15 protein-coding genes and 3 pseudogenes are annotated in these 17,380 nt (G+C 63.7%); 8 read left to right on the forward strand and 10 right to left on the reverse strand.

Features of this window, described 5'->3' with window-relative positions; all coding sequences use genetic code 11:
- Positions 1–273 precede the first annotated feature (273 nt).
- Together EOB49_RS28080 and ada are read right to left on the reverse strand one after the other, a co-directional pair.
- Positions 274–495: a hypothetical protein gene (locus EOB49_RS28080; protein ID WP_245472861.1), complete on the reverse strand. Its 222-nt coding sequence runs from the start codon at positions 493–495 to the stop codon at positions 274–276.
- A gap of 18 nt (positions 496–513) precedes the next feature.
- Complete coding sequence (gene ada / locus EOB49_RS28085; RefSeq protein ID WP_127382897.1) at positions 514–1,629, reverse strand: bifunctional DNA-binding transcriptional regulator/O6-methylguanine-DNA methyltransferase Ada; 1,116 nt, start codon at positions 1,627–1,629, stop codon at positions 514–516.
- Positions 1,630–1,669: 40 nt separating this feature from the next.
- On the opposite strand from ada, the pseudogene EOB49_RS38030 reads away from it, so the two are divergent.
- A pseudogene (locus EOB49_RS38030) lies at positions 1,670–1,961 on the forward strand (XRE family transcriptional regulator); the annotation flags it as partial.
- 95 nt (positions 1,962–2,056) lie between these two features.
- Here EOB49_RS38030 and EOB49_RS28095 read toward each other — a convergent pair.
- Both EOB49_RS28095 and EOB49_RS28100 read right to left on the reverse strand, forming a co-directional pair.
- Positions 2,057–3,127, reverse strand: a complete 1,071-nt coding sequence (locus EOB49_RS28095; RefSeq protein WP_127382898.1) for a phosphatase PAP2 family protein — start codon at positions 3,125–3,127, stop codon at positions 2,057–2,059.
- 276 nt (positions 3,128–3,403) lie between these two features.
- A complete protein-coding gene (locus EOB49_RS28100; protein WP_127382899.1) occupies positions 3,404–3,853 on the reverse strand; it encodes an ester cyclase in 450 nt (149 codons plus the stop codon).
- A gap of 249 nt (positions 3,854–4,102) precedes the next feature.
- Here EOB49_RS28100 and EOB49_RS28105 point away from each other — a divergent pair, with 249 nt between their 5' ends.
- A complete protein-coding gene (locus EOB49_RS28105) occupies positions 4,103–6,220 on the forward strand; it encodes an EAL domain-containing protein (protein ID WP_127382900.1) in 2,118 nt (705 codons plus the stop codon).
- A gap of 54 nt (positions 6,221–6,274) precedes the next feature.
- On the opposite strand, the gene EOB49_RS28110 is transcribed toward EOB49_RS28105, so the two are convergent.
- Positions 6,275–6,469: a hypothetical protein gene (locus EOB49_RS28110; protein ID WP_164748793.1), complete on the reverse strand. Its 195-nt coding sequence runs from the start codon at positions 6,467–6,469 to the stop codon at positions 6,275–6,277.
- A gap of 320 nt (positions 6,470–6,789) precedes the next feature.
- Between EOB49_RS28110 and EOB49_RS28115 the strand changes: the two genes are divergently transcribed.
- The 3 genes from EOB49_RS28115 to EOB49_RS28125 all read left to right on the forward strand — a co-directional run bounded on the left by EOB49_RS28115 (position 6,790) and on the right by EOB49_RS28125 (position 9,734).
- Positions 6,790–7,515, forward strand: coding sequence for a 3-keto-5-aminohexanoate cleavage protein (locus tag EOB49_RS28115; protein WP_127382901.1), 726 nt, complete (start codon positions 6,790–6,792; stop codon positions 7,513–7,515).
- Between the two features lie 91 nt (positions 7,516–7,606).
- A complete protein-coding gene (locus EOB49_RS28120) occupies positions 7,607–7,831 on the forward strand; it encodes a hypothetical protein (protein WP_245472863.1) in 225 nt (74 codons plus the stop codon).
- Complete coding sequence (locus EOB49_RS28125; protein WP_127320527.1) at positions 7,791–9,734, forward strand: tetratricopeptide repeat protein; 1,944 nt, start codon at positions 7,791–7,793, stop codon at positions 9,732–9,734. Before EOB49_RS28120 ends, EOB49_RS28125 begins: the two co-directional genes overlap by 41 nt.
- A gap of 34 nt (positions 9,735–9,768) precedes the next feature.
- On the opposite strand, the gene EOB49_RS28130 is transcribed toward EOB49_RS28125, so the two are convergent.
- From EOB49_RS28130 to EOB49_RS28140, 3 genes are all read right to left on the reverse strand, one after another.
- Complete coding sequence (locus EOB49_RS28130; RefSeq protein ID WP_127382902.1) at positions 9,769–10,866, reverse strand: serine hydrolase domain-containing protein; 1,098 nt, start codon at positions 10,864–10,866, stop codon at positions 9,769–9,771.
- 84 nt (positions 10,867–10,950) lie between these two features.
- Positions 10,951–12,552: an ABC transporter substrate-binding protein gene (locus EOB49_RS28135; RefSeq protein ID WP_127382903.1), complete on the reverse strand. Its 1,602-nt coding sequence runs from the start codon at positions 12,550–12,552 to the stop codon at positions 10,951–10,953.
- 56 nt (positions 12,553–12,608) lie between these two features.
- Entirely contained in the window at positions 12,609–13,742 is a 1,134-nt protein-coding gene (locus EOB49_RS28140) for an FAD-binding oxidoreductase (protein WP_127382904.1), read from the reverse strand.
- A 135-nt stretch (positions 13,743–13,877) separates the two neighbouring features.
- Between EOB49_RS28140 and EOB49_RS28145 the strand changes: the two genes are divergently transcribed.
- The gene (locus tag EOB49_RS28145; protein ID WP_127382905.1) at positions 13,878–14,495 is read left to right on the forward strand and encodes an XRE family transcriptional regulator; all 618 of its coding nucleotides are present in this window, start codon (positions 13,878–13,880) and stop codon (positions 14,493–14,495) included.
- A 126-nt stretch (positions 14,496–14,621) separates the two neighbouring features.
- Here EOB49_RS28145 and EOB49_RS28150 read toward each other — a convergent pair whose 3' ends face one another.
- Positions 14,622–15,617, reverse strand: a complete 996-nt coding sequence (locus EOB49_RS28150; protein ID WP_127382906.1) for an ornithine cyclodeaminase family protein — start codon at positions 15,615–15,617, stop codon at positions 14,622–14,624.
- 127 nt (positions 15,618–15,744) lie between these two features.
- On the opposite strand from EOB49_RS28150, the pseudogene EOB49_RS28155 reads away from it, so the two are divergent.
- A pseudogene (locus tag EOB49_RS28155) lies at positions 15,745–16,207 on the forward strand (Lrp/AsnC ligand binding domain-containing protein).
- On the opposite strand, the pseudogene EOB49_RS28160 reads toward EOB49_RS28155, so the two are convergent.
- Positions 16,204–17,099: pseudogene (locus EOB49_RS28160) on the reverse strand (LysR substrate-binding domain-containing protein). The pseudogenes EOB49_RS28155 and EOB49_RS28160 sit on opposite strands and share 4 nt — an antisense overlap.
- Before the next feature lie 127 nt (positions 17,100–17,226).
- Between EOB49_RS28160 and EOB49_RS38035 the strand changes: the two are divergent.
- Positions 17,227–17,380, forward strand: a 154-nt coding sequence (locus EOB49_RS38035) for an SDR family NAD(P)-dependent oxidoreductase (protein ID WP_348630283.1), incomplete at its 3' end; no start/stop codon positions are given.

Here is a 17,380-nt window from a genome sequence, read left to right on the forward strand (position 1 = left end):
CGTGTCTCACTCCGGTGCTTGCTTTCAAATTCAAATCTGCCTGAAAGGCGCAAAGGTAGGTGCTCTATGGCGCCCCCCTCTGTCCTACCGGACATCTCCCCCACGGGTGGGGAGATTGGCTGTCACCACCGCCTTCGCCAATCTCCAACGTTGCAGGACGAGAGCCGGCGCCGGAACTGCCAATCTCCCTCCTTGTGGGGAGATGTCCGGCAGGACAGAGGGGCGCGCCATAGAGTGCTGATTTTGAACCGTCCGCACTTCAGCCAAGCATGCTCATGCCACACGCGTAACCGACACTTCGCCGAGCACGAAGACCTCACCGCTCAGCAGGCGCAGCTCGATCTCGCCGGTCGCGGTGTGGTTCCACTCAGCCCTACCCTCATCGACAAGTCCGCCGATGGCAGCCATGACTTGGGATTTCGCCTTTTCGGCGCGTTTGCCGGCGGCGGCGGTGCGGGCGGTCCGATTGGTGACGCTGTCATGAGATCTTGCCATCGCGCGCATGCTTGGCCGTCATCTCCGCGCGGATCGGTAGGCGCTGTCAGATTCGCCGGCCTCACGCTCCAGCAGCGCGCGTTTGCGCTCCGCGCCCCAGGCGTAGCCGGACAGGGCGCCGTCCCTGCGGATCACGCGGTGGCAGGGAATGGCGACGGCAAGGCTGTTGGCGGCGCAGGCGGCGGCGATGGCGCGGGTCGCCTTCGGCGCGCCGATGCGCTGCGCGATCTCGGCATAGGAAACCGTGCGGCCGACGGGGATGTCTTGTAATGCCTGCCAGACACGCTGCTGGAAGGCGGTGCCACGCACGTCGAGCGGCAAATCGAGACCGAGCGCCGGAACCTCGACGAAACCGACGACGCGGGCGACCAGCGCCTCGTAGTCGCGGTCGCCACCGATCAGCCGTGCCCTGAGGAAACGGTCCTGCAGGTCGCGCACCAGCGCGTCGGGATCGTCGCCGAGCAGGATCGAGGCGACGCCCTTTTGACTGGACGCGACCAGGATGGCGCCGAGCGAGGTCTCGCCGACGGCGAAGCGGATCTCTTCATCGGCGCCGCCGGCGCGATAGCGCGTCGGCGTCATGCCGAGCATGCCAGTGGATTTCTCATAAAAACGTCCGCTCGAATTGAAGCCGGCATCGTAGATCGCCGTCGTGACGCTGGCGCCGTCTTCCAGGCCCTGACGAACCTTGGCGGCGCGGTGCGCGGCGGCATAGTCCTTCGGTGTCAGCCCGGTGGCCGCCTTGAAGATACGATGGAAATAACCGGCGCTGCGGCCGGCGGCATCAGCCAGCTCAGCGAGCGACGGTTCTTCCTGGCTCTGCTCGATCCTGCGGCAGGCAGCGGCGACCATCGCCGCGTTGCCGGCCTCGAGCGACGGGCCATCCGGGTCGCAGCGCCGGCACGGGCGAAAGCCGGTGGCCCTGGCCTGATCGAGCGTGTCGTGCAATTGCACATTTTTCGGATTGGCGCGCCGAGACGGGCAGGAAGGCCGGCAATAGACACCGGTCGTCGCCACCGAATACCAGAATGCGCCGTCGGCGGATTTGTCGCGCACGACGATTCGCGCCCAGCGCGGATCGTCGGCGGCTTGCAGCGGCGCGGATTTCAGATTTTTCGCCAGGGTAATGAACATGGCCGGCATTGAAGCCGCAGGAAGCCGGTCTCGCCACCCGTTTCCTGACGTTCTCGCAACTCTGATCGAGGCCTATGAGGACAAGCACTACCCGATTGAAGCACCCGATCCCGTTGAAGCCCTTCATTCGCACATGGAACTGTTCAACTTGGCGACGAAAGGCTCTAGCCGAGGTAATCGGGTCATCGCCCCGGGCGACCGAGGTGCTGAACAGAAAGCGGGCGCTTACCCTGGATATGATCTTCAAACTGAACAAGGAATGGAACATTCCTGCCGAGGTCCTCGTGCAACCCTATCACCTTGCAAATGATAGGGGCCGCAAACGCGCCTGAGCTGTCGCCAGATCGGCCGACGAATGGACGTGGGAGTCACCGGAAGCCGACCCGGTATGGGTATGCCTCCCGGCAACGCTGCCCAGATATGATCATCATTGTGGTGCCGGGTCGGGAATGGCCAACCCTCTGTCGGCAACGTCCTGGCTCGCTTGCGGCAAGATGAAGCGTCCCGTTACGTACCAGAGCAGGGACACCACGAGAATCGAGAGATAGCCGTCCACGGCATAGTGCCAGCCGGTGTAAACCGAACCGAACAGGATGAAGGCCGCGAAGGACCAGCCGGCGATTGCCCACCGGCGGCCGAATCGAGCCAGGAAGAACGCGTTGAGCGTGGCGAACGCGACGTGCATGCTTGGCATGGCGGAGATGCCGCCGCCGAGTTCCGGGCGGCCACTCTGGTAGGCTGTAAACAGGTAATCGGCGTACAGATGGACCGACGCGCCGTAGCCCTTCTGCGCCAGAGCGGCCTGCAGCGCGACAAACCGGTCGCCGCCGTAGATTTGGTCGTGAAATATCGGGCCGGCGGACGACAGCAGGGTCGCGAGAACGGTGCCGCACAGCATCGTGGTCAGCGCGAATGCCCATAGGTAGCGCAAACGCCCGACCGGATTGTTCCAGAAGGCGACGAAGAGCACGGCGCCGAACCATTGCAGAAGCCAGCCATATCCATAGCCGGCGAAAATGGCGACCGACACCGGTTCGGAAACGATGCTGTGCGCCCATGTCCAGGGATCGGCGCCATGCAGCCGAAGATCGAGGTCCGCCAGGGCGCGGTCGGCGTAGAACGGCACCATGTCCGGGATGGCGACCTTCAAGGTGGTGAATGCGGTGACGCCGAGAAAGAACAAGAAGATGACGGGTGCGGCTGCAAGCCAGCGGTGCCTGAGTACGCCGAGGATGAACCTCGTCGGCGCATGCCGGGCAAATGCCAGCCCCGCCACACCAAGGCCCGCCGCCAGAAGCGCGGGCAGGAAAAAGGCGAACGGCTTGGCATAGGATTGCGCCAGATGCAGGTAGCGGTCCGGCTGCAGGCAAACAGCGGTCACGGCATAGGTCAGACACAAGGCAACCAGCAGCCAGCCGCTCCTGGTTGTCGCGATGTCGAGGTCAATGATGGCAGTTGGGCGGCGATTGTTGCCGCGCTGACCTGTGTGCTCACTCATCGAAGGACATTCCGCCAGTTGTCCAAAAAAATAATTGGGTTATTTCGCAGGCGATATATTACCATCAGGTTACACTTGCGGGCAATAGATCTCTAAATATTAGACCGATAGAATGCTTGTTGGCAAAGAGCCTGTTTACGAAAGCGTCGCGCCGCAACGCTCTGCCGTCATTGTCGGTTTTCAACGGCTGCAGGCTGCCTCGCCATCGGGCTTCGGCTAAGCTTGAGGGAGCCATCGCCTGGGTTGGCGATGGCCCTCTTTCAACATACCGTTCGATCAGGCGGCCTTGATCAGACCGAGTTGGGTGAGGGCGGCGACGCCGTCATCAAGGCCGATCTCTTCGACGATCCTGCCGTCGACTACTTTCAGCACCGTAGTGCCGGTGAAGCGCATGATGCGGCCGGTGACGGCCGGCAGCGAGCCGGCGAGGAAATCGCCGAAGGCCGGGCCGGTATGCGTGCCGCCGCCCTCCCACTGGCCGACGACATAGTCGCCCTCGGCAATCAGGTCGGCCGTGGCCCAGAAGTTGAGGTCCGGGAAGGCGGTGCGGAAGTCGGTCATGAAGGCCTTGATGTCGTCGCGGCCGCGGCGCGGCTCGTGCAGCGAGTATTTCAGCAGCATGTCGGGTGCCGCGATGTCGTCGACGACGGACAGGTCGCAGCTTTCACCCCAGAAGTCGGTGAACCATCTGACGACGACGGCCTTGTTGTCTTCTTGTCTGGTCATTGGAAGATCCTCTTGTCTCTGCAATGTGATCATCGGCGCCGCCGATGATCCGGGATCACCGGATTGGCCGATGACCTGGAGCCATGACTAGGAACATCCGGCCGATGCGAAACTCCGGTTCTTGCCGGCCAATCGAAGAGCAGAGGCGGCAGGTGAGGAGCCAACAAAGCAGCCCGCCATCGCCGTGGTAACTGTTTCTTCTCTGGTTTTGCCGCAGATTGCCCTGCGGTGGAGCAGGCGAAGCAGACGATGGCGCGTCAGGGCAAGAAAAGTCGCAATGGAACGTTCTGGGCCAAGGCCCTGGAGCGCGCCCATCTTGGTGTCTGGGACTGGGATCTTGTAACCGGCGACTGCTTCTATTCCGCGACCTGGGCGCGGATGCTGGGCTACGATGAGAGCGAACTTGCCAACACCAGCGACCTGTGGCTGCAACTGACCCATCCCGACGACCGCGAGCGGGCGCTGGCCAGCGGCGACCGCCACATTGCCGGCCTGACCGACGCCATCGAGACCGAATTGCGGCTGAAGCACAAGCAGGGACACTGGGTGTGGGTGCTCGATCGCGGTGGCGCCGTCGAGCGCGACGCGATGGGAAAGCCGCTCAGGCTGATGGGTGTGCAGACCGACATCTCCAGGCAGAAGGCGGCCGAAGCCGAACTCGAGCAGGTCAATGTGCGCTTCCGCCTGGCGCTCGCCGCCAGCGGTACCGGCATCTGGCACCACGACCTCGCCACCGGCAAAAGCTATTGGGACGAACGCACCAGGGAGATTTTCGGGCTTGTCTCCGACACCGCCGAAGTCGAGCGCGACCACTGGTTCGGCTATCTGCATCCGGACGATAAGGAGGCCGCGTCGCGCACGCATCTGGTGCCGCTCGAAACGGACAAGGTCACCGCCGTGCAATACCGCATCGTCCGGCGCGACGGAGAGGTCCGGCACATAGAATCCCTGCTGCGTTTCATCGCCGACCCGCAAATCCCGGACCGCCGGCTGGCGGGGCAGATCCTGGGCACGGTGCGCGACATCACCGAAGACAAGCAGCGCGAGCAGGAGCTTGCCTATGCGGCCCGCCATGACGCGCTCACCGGTCTCTTGAACCGCGCCGCGTTCGACCGGCTGCTGGCCGATCACATCGCGGCCCCGCAGTTGCTGCCGCTTTCCGTGTTCTACGTCGATCTCGACTACTTCAAGGCGCTCAACGATTTTGCCGGCCACGCGGCCGGCGACCTGGCACTGAAAAGCGTTGCCCTAGGCATTCTGGGCTGCCTTCCCCCGACGGCGCATGCCGCGCGCCTGGGCGGTGACGAGTTCGCGCTGCTGATGCCCAATTGCGATACGGCGCAGGCCGGGAGGCTGGCCGACGCGGTACTTGCCGCGGTTCGCGATGCCGAACTAGGATCGACGGCCACGTCGCGCAAGCTGGCGGCCTCGATCGGCATCGCTTTCGTCGATGACGCCAACACGACGGTGGCCGACGCGCTGGCCTGCGCCGACGACGCCTGCTACGCGGCCAAGGCCGCCGGGCGGAACCGATTTGCCGTCTTCTCCACCGATACGGCATCGGGTTCGGGTGGCCTCAACGCGGCGCGCGTCGTCGCCGATACGGTCGATGCCATGGAAGACGGAAGGCTGAAGCTGTTTGGCCAGGAAATCCATCGGCTGGGCCGTCCCTGGCTGGAAAGCCGCCATGTCGAAGTGTTGGCCAGGCTCGCCGCCCGCAACGGCCGGCTGGTGCCACCCGGCGAGTTCATTCCGGTGGCCGAGCGGTTCGGCATCGCGTCGCGGCTCGACCGCTGGATCATCCGCACCGCGCTGTCGCGGCATGGTGCCGCCTTGCGTTCGGGGGCGTTGACGCTTGGCTTCAATCTGTCGGCGCAGACGCTGAGCGACCCGCAGCTTTGGGACTTCGTGGACAACGTCATAGAAGAAACCGGGGCGCCGCATTCGGGCATCGGCTTCGAGATCACCGAAACCGCCGCCGTCACCAATTTCGACGCCGCCGAACAGTTTGTGCGCAAGGCGCGCGAGCGGCGCTGCCGGGTCAGCCTCGATGATTTCGGCGCCGGTATGAGCTCGTTCGAATATCTCCGGCGGTTCCCCGTCGACACGATCAAGATCGACGGTTCCTTCATCGAACACATCACGCAAAGCCGTTTCGATCGCGAGATCGTGCTGGCCATCACCAGCATCGCCCGCAGCCTCGGCTGTGACGTGGTCGGCGAGAAGATCGAACAGCAGGACACGCTGGCCATGTTGAGCGACATGGGCGTCGCCTTCGGCCAGGGATTTTTGCTGCACCGGCCAGAGCCGCTGGAACGAATTGTCGCGCGTGCGACCAAGGGAGCGACGGCCCGCAAGGCATCGTGATCCGGGTGCGGCGAGTTTCAGGCCAGGCCGAACTGACCTGAAACTCGCCGCATTCTATCCGGTTCGCCGCGCCGTCGATTGCGGAAACTCCAGCACTCCAGCCTCGGGTCGCCTGTGCTGCGCTTCCGTCACCGCTTCGATCAACAGATCGAGCGCTTCACAGGCCGCGCGACTCGTCTCGTCGTTGCCTTGCAGATAATGATAGGCTCGTTCGAGGTGGATGCGGGCGGCTGAAAAATCGCTGGTCAATGGTCCCTCCATGATCCCGCCCTAGAAGACCTTGCCGGAGACGAGGGAACGCCGGGTAAATATCCACAAGCGGCTTTTATTCAAATGCCGCCGAATGTTGCGGGGAGGCGCGCGGCGTTGATGCTGCCAATCTCCCCCCGTGGGGGAGATGTCCGGCAGGATAAAGGGGGGCGCTGTCCTGCCGACCTGAACAATCAGATTTTCGATCTGTTTCGCAGCCTGCACGCTTGATGAGATTGAAGATCTCCCCCACACGGGGGAGATTGGCGGCTTCACCGCCGCGTGATTAGACTGTCAACTTCCTGCGCAAGGTGAGACCGATGATCGTCCAGGCCTGCATCAACGGCGCGCGCGTGCGCGATTTCCACCCGAAGCTGCCGCTGACTGCCGAGGCAATGGCCAGCGATGCGGCAGCCTGCGTCGCCGCTGGAGCGGCCGAACTGCACATCCATCCGCGCGGCACTGACGGGCGCGAAAGCCTGGCAGCCGTCGACGCCACCGTGCTGGCGGTGCGCCGGACCTGCCCGGGAACACTGGTCGGCGTGTCGACCGGCGCCTGGATCGAGAACGACGTCGAGCGGACCCGCACGGCGATCGCCGGCTGGCGAGACCTGCCCGACTATGCTTCGGTCAACCTGTCCGAACCGGATGCGCCCGCCGTGATGGAACTGCTGCGCCAGCGTGGTGTCGGCATCGAGGCGGGGCTTGCCGTCGTCGCCGACGCCGAGCGCTTCGTAGCGCTTCCCGGCCACGACCAGGTGCTGCGCATTCTGATCGAGATCGACATCCCGGACCTGTCCGCTGCACTCGACGAAGCGCATGGCATCGTCGCCGTGCTCGAGCGCGCCGGGGTACGGCGGCCGATCTTGCTGCATGGCGTTGATGCAACTGTCTGGCCCTTCGTCAAGCTTGCGCATCGCAAGCGTTGGTCGACACGGGTCGGTCTGGAAGACGGCAAGACGCTCGCCGGTGGCAGGGCAGCCAAGGACAATGCGGAAATCGTCGCGGCGGCCGTTACGATTTTTCGCGGTGCGCCTGCGGTCTGATCGACGCCTCAGTCCTGTCCGCCGACCGGTGCGCGGCAGCGCATCGGTGAGCAGGAATTCCTTCGATCATGCCGGCGACGGGCGCGCGTAGATGCTCGCCGTTGCTCAGGCCGCCCGGGCGGCGATGTCTGGGTGTCGGCAGCAGGTTCGCCGACACGAGGACCGCTTCCTGCATCGGCTGACGAAGAAAGAGCGCGCAACGCTGCTGCGCCTCTTGCGCCTGATCTGGACGGACGAAGGCTGGAGGGCGCCTTTTCAAGTAGACGTTTTGGCGATTGCTCAAAAAATCTTATCGATTACAGTCGAACCGCGTTGAGCAAGACTTTGCGCAACTGCCTTACATAGGGGGCGAGTCGATCGGATCGGTTCTGAAGCTGCTTTGGCTTTCCTGGCGAGAGCTGACCTGCGTTGCCGCCTTGCTGGCACTGGCAGGATGTGGCCCGGCTGACGTAAATTTTGCCGACTGCGTTGGCCAAGTCGCCGGTAGCGCTCGGCAAATGGAGGCCTGCACATACGTCATCGACGACGCGGCCAGACGCGTTGATGAGCGCAGCACCGCTTACCTCAGGCGCGGCGCTGGCTGGAGTATGAAGGGCGACGATGGCCGCGCAATCGCCGATATCGATCAGGCAATCCGCCTCGAACCCGCGCAGGTCGACGCCTACTTGAATCGGGGCCTGATCGAGGTCCACAAAGATGATTTCGACCAGGCTATGGCCGATTTCGAGAAGGCGATCGGCATCGATCCAAAACGCGCCGACGCCTACAACGGTCGAGGCTATGCCTGGTTCAGAAAAGGCGACAATGATCGTGCTCTTGCCGACTACACTAAGGCGCTCGATCTCGACCCGAAACGAGTCGAAACCTACAACAACCGGGGTGCCGCATTTGCGGCCAAGGGCGACTTGGATCGCGCTATGGCCGATTTCGATCAGGCCATTGGCCTCGACCCCAAGTTTGCGAGTGCTTACTACAATCGAGCGATGGCATGGATTGCCAAGGGCGACTATGACCATGCCATGGCCGACAGTGACCAGGCGGTCAGCCTCCATCCGAGTGCAGATGCCTACACCAATCGAGGTCTGATTTGGGCGACCAAAGGCGATTACGACCGCGCCATGGCCGACTACGACCAAGCCATGGCTCTCGATCCGAAGTACGCGGGCGCTTACTACAATCGAGGCCTGCTATGGTCGCAAAAGGGCAAGCAGGACCGTGCGATGGCCGACTACACCAAGGCAATAGAAGTTGATCCGAAATATCTCCGTGCTTACGTCAATCGAGGCGTGATTTTGGTGGATAAGGGCCAATACGACCGCGCCATCGTCGATTACGATCAGGCCATCACTCTCGATCCGAAATTAGGCATTGCCTACTACAACAGGGGCCGGGCCTGGTTTGCAAAGCACGACTACGACCGAACCATCGCGGACTATAGCCAGGCAATTACGCTCGGTCCGAAAGACAGCGCTGCTTACGGCAACCGCGGCCTGGCCTGGCATAGGAAGGGCAATGATGATCGCGCCATCGCCGACTACGACAAGGCGATTGGCCTCGATCCCAAAGATGCCAAATTCTATATCGGTCGAGGCGAGATTTGGCATAGGAAGGGCAATTACGACCGCGCCTTGGATGACTATAACCACGTCATCGATCTGGACCCGGCGTCCGAAGATTACGGCAACCGAGCCATGGTATTGTGGGCAAAGGGGGACTATGCCCGCGCCATCGCTGACTATGACAAGGCGACCAGTATCGATCCGAAATATGCCTATGCCTTTCTGGGTCGGGGCATCGTCTATTTGTATTCGGACACGCCTGCCAAGGCGCAGGTGGATTTCGAGCAAGGGGCGGGGCTGGCGCCCGACAACGCCTATTTTGCGATTTGGCTGGACATCGTGGAGCGGCGCAACGGAGCGGCGGGCCATTTGCAGGATGCAATCGGCAAGCTCGACATGACGAAGTGGCCGGCGCCGGTGGTTCGCATGCTGCTCGGCGAGAAGACGCCGGCCGAAACGCTGGCCGCCGCCGATGATCCGGACGCGGCTACGAAAACCGGACAGGTGTGCGAGGCCAATTTCTACACTGCCGAACTCAGCCAACTCCATGCATATAACGATGAAGCTTTGCGGCTTTACCGGCTCGCCGCCAGCGATTGCCCGAAGGATTTCTATGAAAGCATCGCCGCCAACGCCGCGCTTCGCGCTCTGGCGCCATGAGGCGAATGTAGCGGCGCAGAATAGGCCCTACCCTTCATCCAAGAGCTATCCTGATCGCCTTATCGACCACCGGATGGAGGCCACTGGCCTGGAAGGACAGCCGGTTGCCGGAGCCGACATTGCTGGTCATGGCGATGGTCAACCCCGAGATCGGATCGTGCAGCATCACGGCGACATAGCCGGGAATGCTGCCCTGGTGGCCGTAGAAGGCGCGGTCGGCATAGATGCTCTGGAACATGCCGGCACCGGTTTCGCGCATGCGAGTGCCTGGAAAGCTTGCCGGCACACGGTGCTCAAACATCTCGGCGAAGAACGGTGGCGACAGCAGCTTTCCGGAAAACAGGCCGCGCATGAAACCCACCATGTCGGACGGCGTCGACACCATGTCGCCACAGCCATAGGCAGCGCCGAACGGGAAGGAATCGGAAGAATCCTGCAAGTCGTCGGAATAGGGCAGCACGCCGTCCATGCGCCACATCTCGCCGCCCGAGGCGATGTCGGTGGGAGCATTCGCTGGCGGCGGGGGGCGGTGGTAGTAACCACGCACCATCGACTTTTCCGGAAAGGCTTCGGTGGCCGGCGACCAGGTGTTTGTCAGGCCGAGCGGGTGCAGCACCGCGCTTCTGACATAACCGCCCAGCGACTGGCCGGAGACAGCCTCGATCACCATGCCGGCCAGAACATAGCCGGTGTTGTTGTAGACGGCGGGCCCGCCCGGCGCCTTCTGCTTGTCGGAAACGAAGGCTATGTCGACCAGCTGTTGCGGCGTCCATTGCCGGCTCGGATCCATCGGAATGTAATATTCGAACTCGGGCAGGCCGCTGCGGTGGTTGATCAGCTGGCGCACCGAAATGTCTTTTGCTCCTGGGAGGTCGGGAAACCAGGAGGCGATCGGCGCGCCTAGGTCAAGCTTGCCGTCCTGAGCGAGCTTGACCAATGCGGCGGCGACGAAGGTCTTGGTGCAACTGCCGATCTTGAACAGGCGGTCGGGCGAGACGGCAATGCCATGCTCCCGGTCGGCGAGGCCGACGGTGATGGCGGTTGGTGCGGCGCCTGTGGAGTAGGCGAGCGAGGCGCCTACCGCGCCATCGGTGAGATAGGTCTTGAGTAGGGCGTTCAGGTCTTCACGCATGGATTCTGCTTTCGCCGCCAAATTACTGGTTTTATTCATGTCGGTGCGCCCTCGGGCCAAGCCCGAGGGCAGGGTCGCCAAGCTTCACTCCGTCATATCGACCGCGGCAAAGTTCTGCCGGCCGAAGGGGTCGAGCACGTAGTTGAGCACGCTCTTGCGGATCGGGATCGCCACCACCGAATGGGCGATCGGCGCCACCGGCACCTCGACCTTCAGGATCGCTTGCGCCCTGGCGTAGATGTCGGCGCGCTGTTTCGGATCGGCGGCGACGCGGCCGTCCTGCAGCAGTTTCTCGAAGGCCGGATCGCACCAGCGCGAGCGGTTGGAGCCGCCCTTCACGCCGTCGCAGGACAGCAGGTAGCTCAGCATGTTGTCGGGGTCGCCATTGTCGCTGCTGCCGCCGAGCAGATAGGCGTCCTGTTCGCCCGCCGCGGTGCGCTTGAGATATTCGCCCCATTCAAAGCTGACGATCTCGGCCTTGACGCCGACTTTCGCCCAGTCGGCCTGGATCATCTCGGCCATGCGCTTGGCATTGGGATTGTAGGGCCGCGATACCGGCATCGCCCACAGGCTGACTTTCAGGTCGCTCTCGTGGCCGGCTTCCTTCAGCAGCGCCTTCGCGCCATCCGGGTCATAGTCGATGCCGGCATCGGTGACGGCGCCGATCTGCGCCGGCGGCACGACGCTGCCGGCGACCGTGCCGGCGCCGGCATAGACGGCGTCGACGATCGCCTTGCGGTCGACGGCCTTGGCCAGCGCCATGCGCACGCGCACATCGCCGAGCGGCTGATGTTCGACATTGAAGCCGAGAATGCCGATGTTCTGGCCCTTGAGGTCGAGCACGGTGATGTCGGGATCGGTGCGCAAATCGGCGACTGCACTGGGCGGGGGCGGGGCGGCGACCTGGCACTCATTGGCCTTAAGACGCTCGACGCGCGTGGTCGGTTCGGGCGTGACGGCGAACACCAGAGTGTCGATCTTCGGCGGGCCGCGCCAATAATTCTTGTTGGCGGCGTAGCGGATCTGGCTGTCGGGCACATAGGCCTGCAGCACGAACGGGCCGGTGCCGACGGGCTCGCTATCGATCAGTTCCGGCGTGCCGGCGGCGACCATCTTTTCGGTCTGCTCCAACGACAGGATAGAGAGATAATCGAGCGCAATGCCGGGCAGGAAGGTGACGTTGGCCGCCGTCAGGGTGAAGCGCACGGTGTGGTCGTCGACCTTGTCGATCTTGTCGATCAGCGTGCCCATGCCCAGTGCGTTGAAGTACTCGTAAGCGCCGCCGCCGAGCTTGTGGTAGGGATTGCTGGCGTCGCGCTGGCGGTTGAAGGTGTACAGCACGTCGTCGGCATTGAACTCGCGCGACGGTGTAAAGTGGTCGTTCGACTGGAATTTCACGCCGTGGCGTAGGTGGAATGTGTAGGTCTTGCCGTCGGCTGAGACTTCCCAGCTTTCGGCCAGCGCCGGCCCGACCTCGGTCGTGCCAGGCTTGAACTCGACCAGCCGGTTGAAGATCGTCTTGGCGGCGGCATCCATAGTGGAGTCCGCCGTGCCGATCGCCGGGTTGAAGGTTTCGGGATTGGCTTCCGAGCAATAGACCAGGGTTTTGGCGTAGGCCTGTCCGCCAAGAAGGACGGACGAGGCCAGCAAGGACGAGGTAAGGACTGCGCGCAGAACGGATTTCATCGCAAACGCTCCTGATGACACTTTACGGGTTGAGGGAATGGGCAGGCCGGTGAAGTTCATGGCGTCGCCGCCGGGGTGATGAAACGGCCGGGCGCAAGCGCGGCGGAGGTGATACCGCGTGCCGTGAGATTGTCCGGCAGCGGTTGGCCGCGCAGCAGCGCCGAACCCAGCCGCGCCAGCGTCAGCGACACCTGGAAACCGTAGCCGCCCTGGCCGCCGAGCCAGAAGAAGCCGGGCAGGCGAGGGTCGAAACCGATGACCGGCGTGCGATCGGGCGAAAAGGTGCGCAGGCCCGCCCAGGGCGTCGACGGACGGCCGATGCGCAGCGACGTCGCCTGTTCGATGCGGTCGACGGCGATGGCGACGTCGATGTCTTCCGGATAGGCGTCGCAGGGTTCGGAATCGGTCTCGTCGGCCAGCGAGCCGATCAGCCTGCCGGCATCGGGCTTGAAGTAGAATTGTTCATGCAAATCGACCACCAGCGGCCAGGCGCTGATGTCGGTGGCGGCGGGCGGATCGAAAAGGAAGGCGGTGCGGCGCTTCGGCCGGAAGCCGAGACCGGAGAGACCGGCCAGCCCGGCGACGACATCGACCCAGGCGCCAGCGGCGTCGACGACGATGTCGGCCTGGTAGGCGCCGGCATTGGTGGTGACGCTGAAGCCATTTGCGACGCGGGAAATCTCCAGCACTTCCTCGCCGGTGCGGATCACGCCGCCGCCGGCCTTGAGCGCGGAGGCTGAAGCTGCAAGCATCTTTCCCGTGTCTACATCGAGCGCGCCGGGTTCATGCACGCCGCCGCAGGTGGTTGCCGTGGCGATGACCGGCACCAGCGCGGTGACTTCTGCTGCTGACAGGCGCCGTACGCTCGGCACCAGCGCCTGCATCTCGGCCGCCATGCGGTCGACGGCTGCACTGTCTTCGACACCGCCGACGTGCAGCGCGCCGCGCCGGTGGGCGGCGAAGCCGCCATTGACGATCGCTTGCCGGCTGGCCAGCGACAGCGCCCGCACCAGCGCATTGCCATAGGTTTCGGAAAACAGCGCCGCGGAGCGGCCGCTGGCGTGATAGCCGAGATGCGGCTCGCGCTCGAGCACGGTGATCTCGGCCCAGGATTGCACGGCCGCCGCCAGCGAAAGGCCGGCAATGCCGCCGCCGATGACGACGATTTTTTGAGGAGACTTGGACTGCATGTCCTAGGGGTAGAAATAATTTCGTATCCAGTCAATATTTAGCGTATAAGAAAATTGTAGCGTTGTTGATGGCGGCAGGGAGTTGGACTACCTAGGGTAGACTGGCGGCTCGGTGGCCGCGCCACGGAGCTGACGATGTCGGAGCAACCGAACCTCGGTGATTGTCTGCGCGGCTTGAGGAAGACGCATGGCTGGACCTTGCAGGAGGTCAGCACGCTGACCGGCGTCGCGGTGTCGACGCTGTCCAAGGTCGAGAACGACCAGATGTCATTGAGTTACGACAAGCTGCTGCAGATCTGCGAGGGGCTGGGCATCCATGTCACCGAACTGCTCAGCGGCGACCGCAAGCAGCCGTCTCCGCGCACCCGCCGCTCGGTGACCTCTCAGTCCAACACGCTGCGCCAGCTGACCCGCAACTACGATTACCGCTATCTGGCCACAGATCTGGTGCGCAAGCGCATGGTGCCGATCCACGCCTATGCGCGCGCCCGCACGCCGCAGGAATTCGGCCCGCTGACCAGGCATGCCGGCGAGGAATTTTTGATCGTGCTCAAGGGCGAGATCGAGCTGCACACCGACCAGTACGCGCCGGTGCGGCTGAAACAGGGCGACAGCGTCTATATCGATTCCACCATGGGTCACGCCTATCTGTCGGTGGGCGAGGGCGACGCCGAGATGCTGTGCGTCTGCTCCGGCGACGAGCCTGACATGGAGGGCGCGCTGCTGAGCGTGCTGGAGACGGTGGAGGGGTAGGGGCTGGTCCCAACCCTCCACGTTGGTGCCGCCCCTCATCTGGCTGCCGCCATCTTCTCCCCGTAAACGGGGAGAAGGACGATCCTATCGACGGGCGGCGCTGGCTCCAACAATTGAGCGGCTCCGCTACAGCGCAACTACACGTCCCATTCCCCGCCGAACCGCCTCGCGGTAGGCGAGATCGGCGGCCACCATGTCTTCCATGGCGACGCCCATGGCCTTGTAGACGGTGACCTGATCGGCGCTGACCCGTCCCGGCCGCCGCCCGAGCAGCATGTCGCCGAGCTCGATTCCGGCTTTCGGATCAATGCCCGCCAGTTCGCAAGAGCCGACCGGCGTCGGGGCAAAGGCATCCCTGGTCTCGACGAACAGGCTGGCCCGGCCGACAAGCTCGACCGGCAATTCGCCGCCCGGCGGGGCGACGCCTACCGACGAGACATGGGTGCCCGGCCGCACCCATTCGGCCGAGATCACCGGCGCATAGGAATGCGTTGCCAGGCAGACGACGTCGGACGAACGCACCGCGGCCTCGATATCGGCGACGGCAACGACACCCGGATGTTGCGCGGCAAGTGCTTGCGCATCTGAAAATTCCTTGGAGACAACGCGGATTTCGGCGAAATCGCGCACCAGCGGCAAAAGATGCAGATGCTGGCCGGCCTGCACACCGGCGCCGACCACCGTCGCGACCTTGGCGTCGCGGCGGGCGAGTTCACGCACCGAAAGCACGGCCGAGCCGGAGGTGCGCACGGCGGTGATGTAGGTGCCATCCATGACGCAGACCGGCATGCCCGTCTGCGGGTCGAACAGATGGATGGTGGCGAGGTGGCTGGGGATGCCTTTGACGACGTTGCCCTCGAAGACGTTGACGATCTTCACTGTCAGATGCATGCCCGCCATCCATGCCGACATCGCCAGCGAATAGCCGACCTGCGGAATGTCGAGCTGCGGCCGTGCCGGATTGACCACCTTGCCGCCGGACAAGGCCTTGAAGCCGCCGGCGAGCACGTCGAGAAGCTGGCGCAGGTCGATGCAGGTTTTCACCTCGGCCTCGCTCAGGATGAGTACGGGCATGTCACCCTTGGCCTGGGCGCTGCGGGAGGTCGATATCGCTGATGTCATGGGATCCGCTTTCGTTGTCGGTTGCACGACAACGGTATTGCGGTCCGGGAGCGTGATGAAATATACTGCTTTTGCTATTTTGACGTGATTATCACGTGTGTTCTGGTCAAAAAGTGTGAATCCTGAAATGGACGATCTCGACCGTATCGACCGCTCGCTGCTGCGTTTGTTGCAGGAGGACGGCCGCCGCACGACGCTCGATCTGGCGCGCCGGGTCGGTCTGTCGCCGACCGGGGCGACGCAGCGCGTCAAGCGGCTGTTCGCCGAAGGCTTCATTCGCGCCGTGCGCGCGGTGCTCGATCCTGCTCGGATCGGGCAGGCGCAGCTCGTCTTCATCGAGGTGCGGCTCGACCACACGGCGCCGCATGTGTTCGACCGCTTCGCCGAGGCGGTTCTGCGGGCGCCCGAGATCATCGAATGCCACATGGTGGTCGGCGGCTTCGACTATCTGGTCAAGGCGCGCATCGCCGACATGGCGATGTTCCAGGATTTCCTGCAGCGCGTCATCCTGCCGCTGCCCGGGGGTGCGGGAGACACACACCTACGCTTCGATTGCCAATGTGAAGCCCGACGCCTTGCTGCCGATCTAGAGCGGCGGCCTTTCTCCCGCATCCAGCAACCATTGCCGCACGGCTTGCGTCGGCTCGGGGTGGCGCTTCTCGGCATCACGACATAAAAATCCTGCGTGCCGCGCATTTCGCCGCTGACGGGCTGAACCAGGCGGCCCGTGGCGAGATCAGCGGCTACGAGGAAGCGGCTGGCCAGCGCAATGCCCTGGCCGGCGACGGCCGCGTCGATGGCCAGGCCCGTCTGGTTGAAGCGCATCCGTTTCAATTCGGTCGTCATCTTCAGGCCGACCGCTTTCTCCATGAATTCCGGCCAAAGATTGTGGGCATCGTGCAGCAGCACATGGTGCTGGATTTCGGAGGCTGCGATTTCAGCAACACCTTCCGGTAGCAAGGCCGGGCTGCAGACGGCGACGATCTGCTGGGGAAACAGCAGGTCGACGATCAGCCCAGCGCCGAAGGGCGGGCGGCCTTGCCTGACCGCGATGTCGACGCCATCGGCTTGAAAGCTCGATAGGCTCTCGCTGGCCAGCACGCGCAAATCGACCAGCGGGTTGTGCGCGACGAAGTCGTGCAATCTCGGGATCAGCCATTTGGTAGCGAAGCTCGGCGTCACGCTGATCGTCAGCCGCGCCGGCTCGGGACGAAGCAGCAGCGTCGCCTCCGAGATCAGGTCGAAGGCGCGGCGGATATTGGGGACATAGGCGCGGCCCTCATCGGTCAGCGCCAGGCCGCGCGGCAGCCGCTCGAACAGCTTTGTGCCGAGATCGGCTTCCAGCCCGCGAATGTGCTGGGCGACCGCCCCTTGCGTGACATTGAGCTCTTCGGCGGCGATGCGGAAGTTGAGATGACGCGCCGAGGCTTCGAAGGCGCGCAGCGCATTCAACGGCGGCAGGCTGAGGAAGGCTTCGGGCATGCAGGAGTTTTTCTACAGGTTGATTTCAGGCATTCTGGTTCGAACCAGCGGGGAAAACCAGCTATATCAACGCTCAGCTCCCGAAAACACCGCTTGCGGTGCCCGCAAACCCTGAGAGGAAAATCCGATGAGTGTAGAAAAAGTAGCTGTGGTGGTGGCCGGCGGCAGCGGCATGGGTGCGGCGGCGGCCAAGCGGCTGGCGGCGGACGGCTTCAAGGTCGCCATTCTTTCGTCGTCCGGAAAGGGCGAGGCGCTGGCTGGGGAATTGGGCGGGCTGGGCG

Origin of the sequence: Mesorhizobium sp. M7A.F.Ca.MR.148.00.0.0, from assembly GCF_003997735.1 — a bacterium.
Lineage (GTDB): Bacteria > Pseudomonadota > Alphaproteobacteria > Rhizobiales > Rhizobiaceae > Mesorhizobium.

Bases quoted from the DNA above. Each gene is read 5' to 3' on its own strand.
- EOB49_RS28080 (WP_245472861.1), bottom strand. From the start codon at position 495: ATGGCAAGATCTCATGACAGCGTCACCAATCGGACCGCCCGCACCGCC.
- ada (WP_127382897.1), bottom strand. From the start codon at position 1,629: ATGTTCATTACCCTGGCGAAAAATCTGAAATCCGCGCCGCTGCAAGCC.
- EOB49_RS28095 (WP_127382898.1), bottom strand. From the start codon at position 3,127: ATGAGTGAGCACACAGGTCAGCGCGGCAACAATCGCCGCCCAACTGCC.
- EOB49_RS28100 (WP_127382899.1), bottom strand. From the start codon at position 3,853: ATGACCAGACAAGAAGACAACAAGGCCGTCGTCGTCAGATGGTTCACC.
- EOB49_RS28105 (WP_127382900.1), top strand. From the start codon at position 4,103: ATGGCGCGTCAGGGCAAGAAAAGTCGCAATGGAACGTTCTGGGCCAAG.
- EOB49_RS28115 (WP_127382901.1), top strand. From the start codon at position 6,790: ATGATCGTCCAGGCCTGCATCAACGGCGCGCGCGTGCGCGATTTCCAC.
- EOB49_RS28120 (WP_245472863.1), top strand. From the start codon at position 7,607: ATGCTCGCCGTTGCTCAGGCCGCCCGGGCGGCGATGTCTGGGTGTCGG.
- EOB49_RS28130 (WP_127382902.1), bottom strand. From the start codon at position 10,866: ATGCGTGAAGACCTGAACGCCCTACTCAAGACCTATCTCACCGATGGC.
- EOB49_RS28135 (WP_127382903.1), bottom strand. From the start codon at position 12,552: ATGAAATCCGTTCTGCGCGCAGTCCTTACCTCGTCCTTGCTGGCCTCG.
- EOB49_RS28140 (WP_127382904.1), bottom strand. From the start codon at position 13,742: ATGCAGTCCAAGTCTCCTCAAAAAATCGTCGTCATCGGCGGCGGCATT.
- EOB49_RS28145 (WP_127382905.1), top strand. From the start codon at position 13,878: ATGTCGGAGCAACCGAACCTCGGTGATTGTCTGCGCGGCTTGAGGAAG.
- EOB49_RS28150 (WP_127382906.1), bottom strand. From the start codon at position 15,617: ATGACATCAGCGATATCGACCTCCCGCAGCGCCCAGGCCAAGGGTGAC.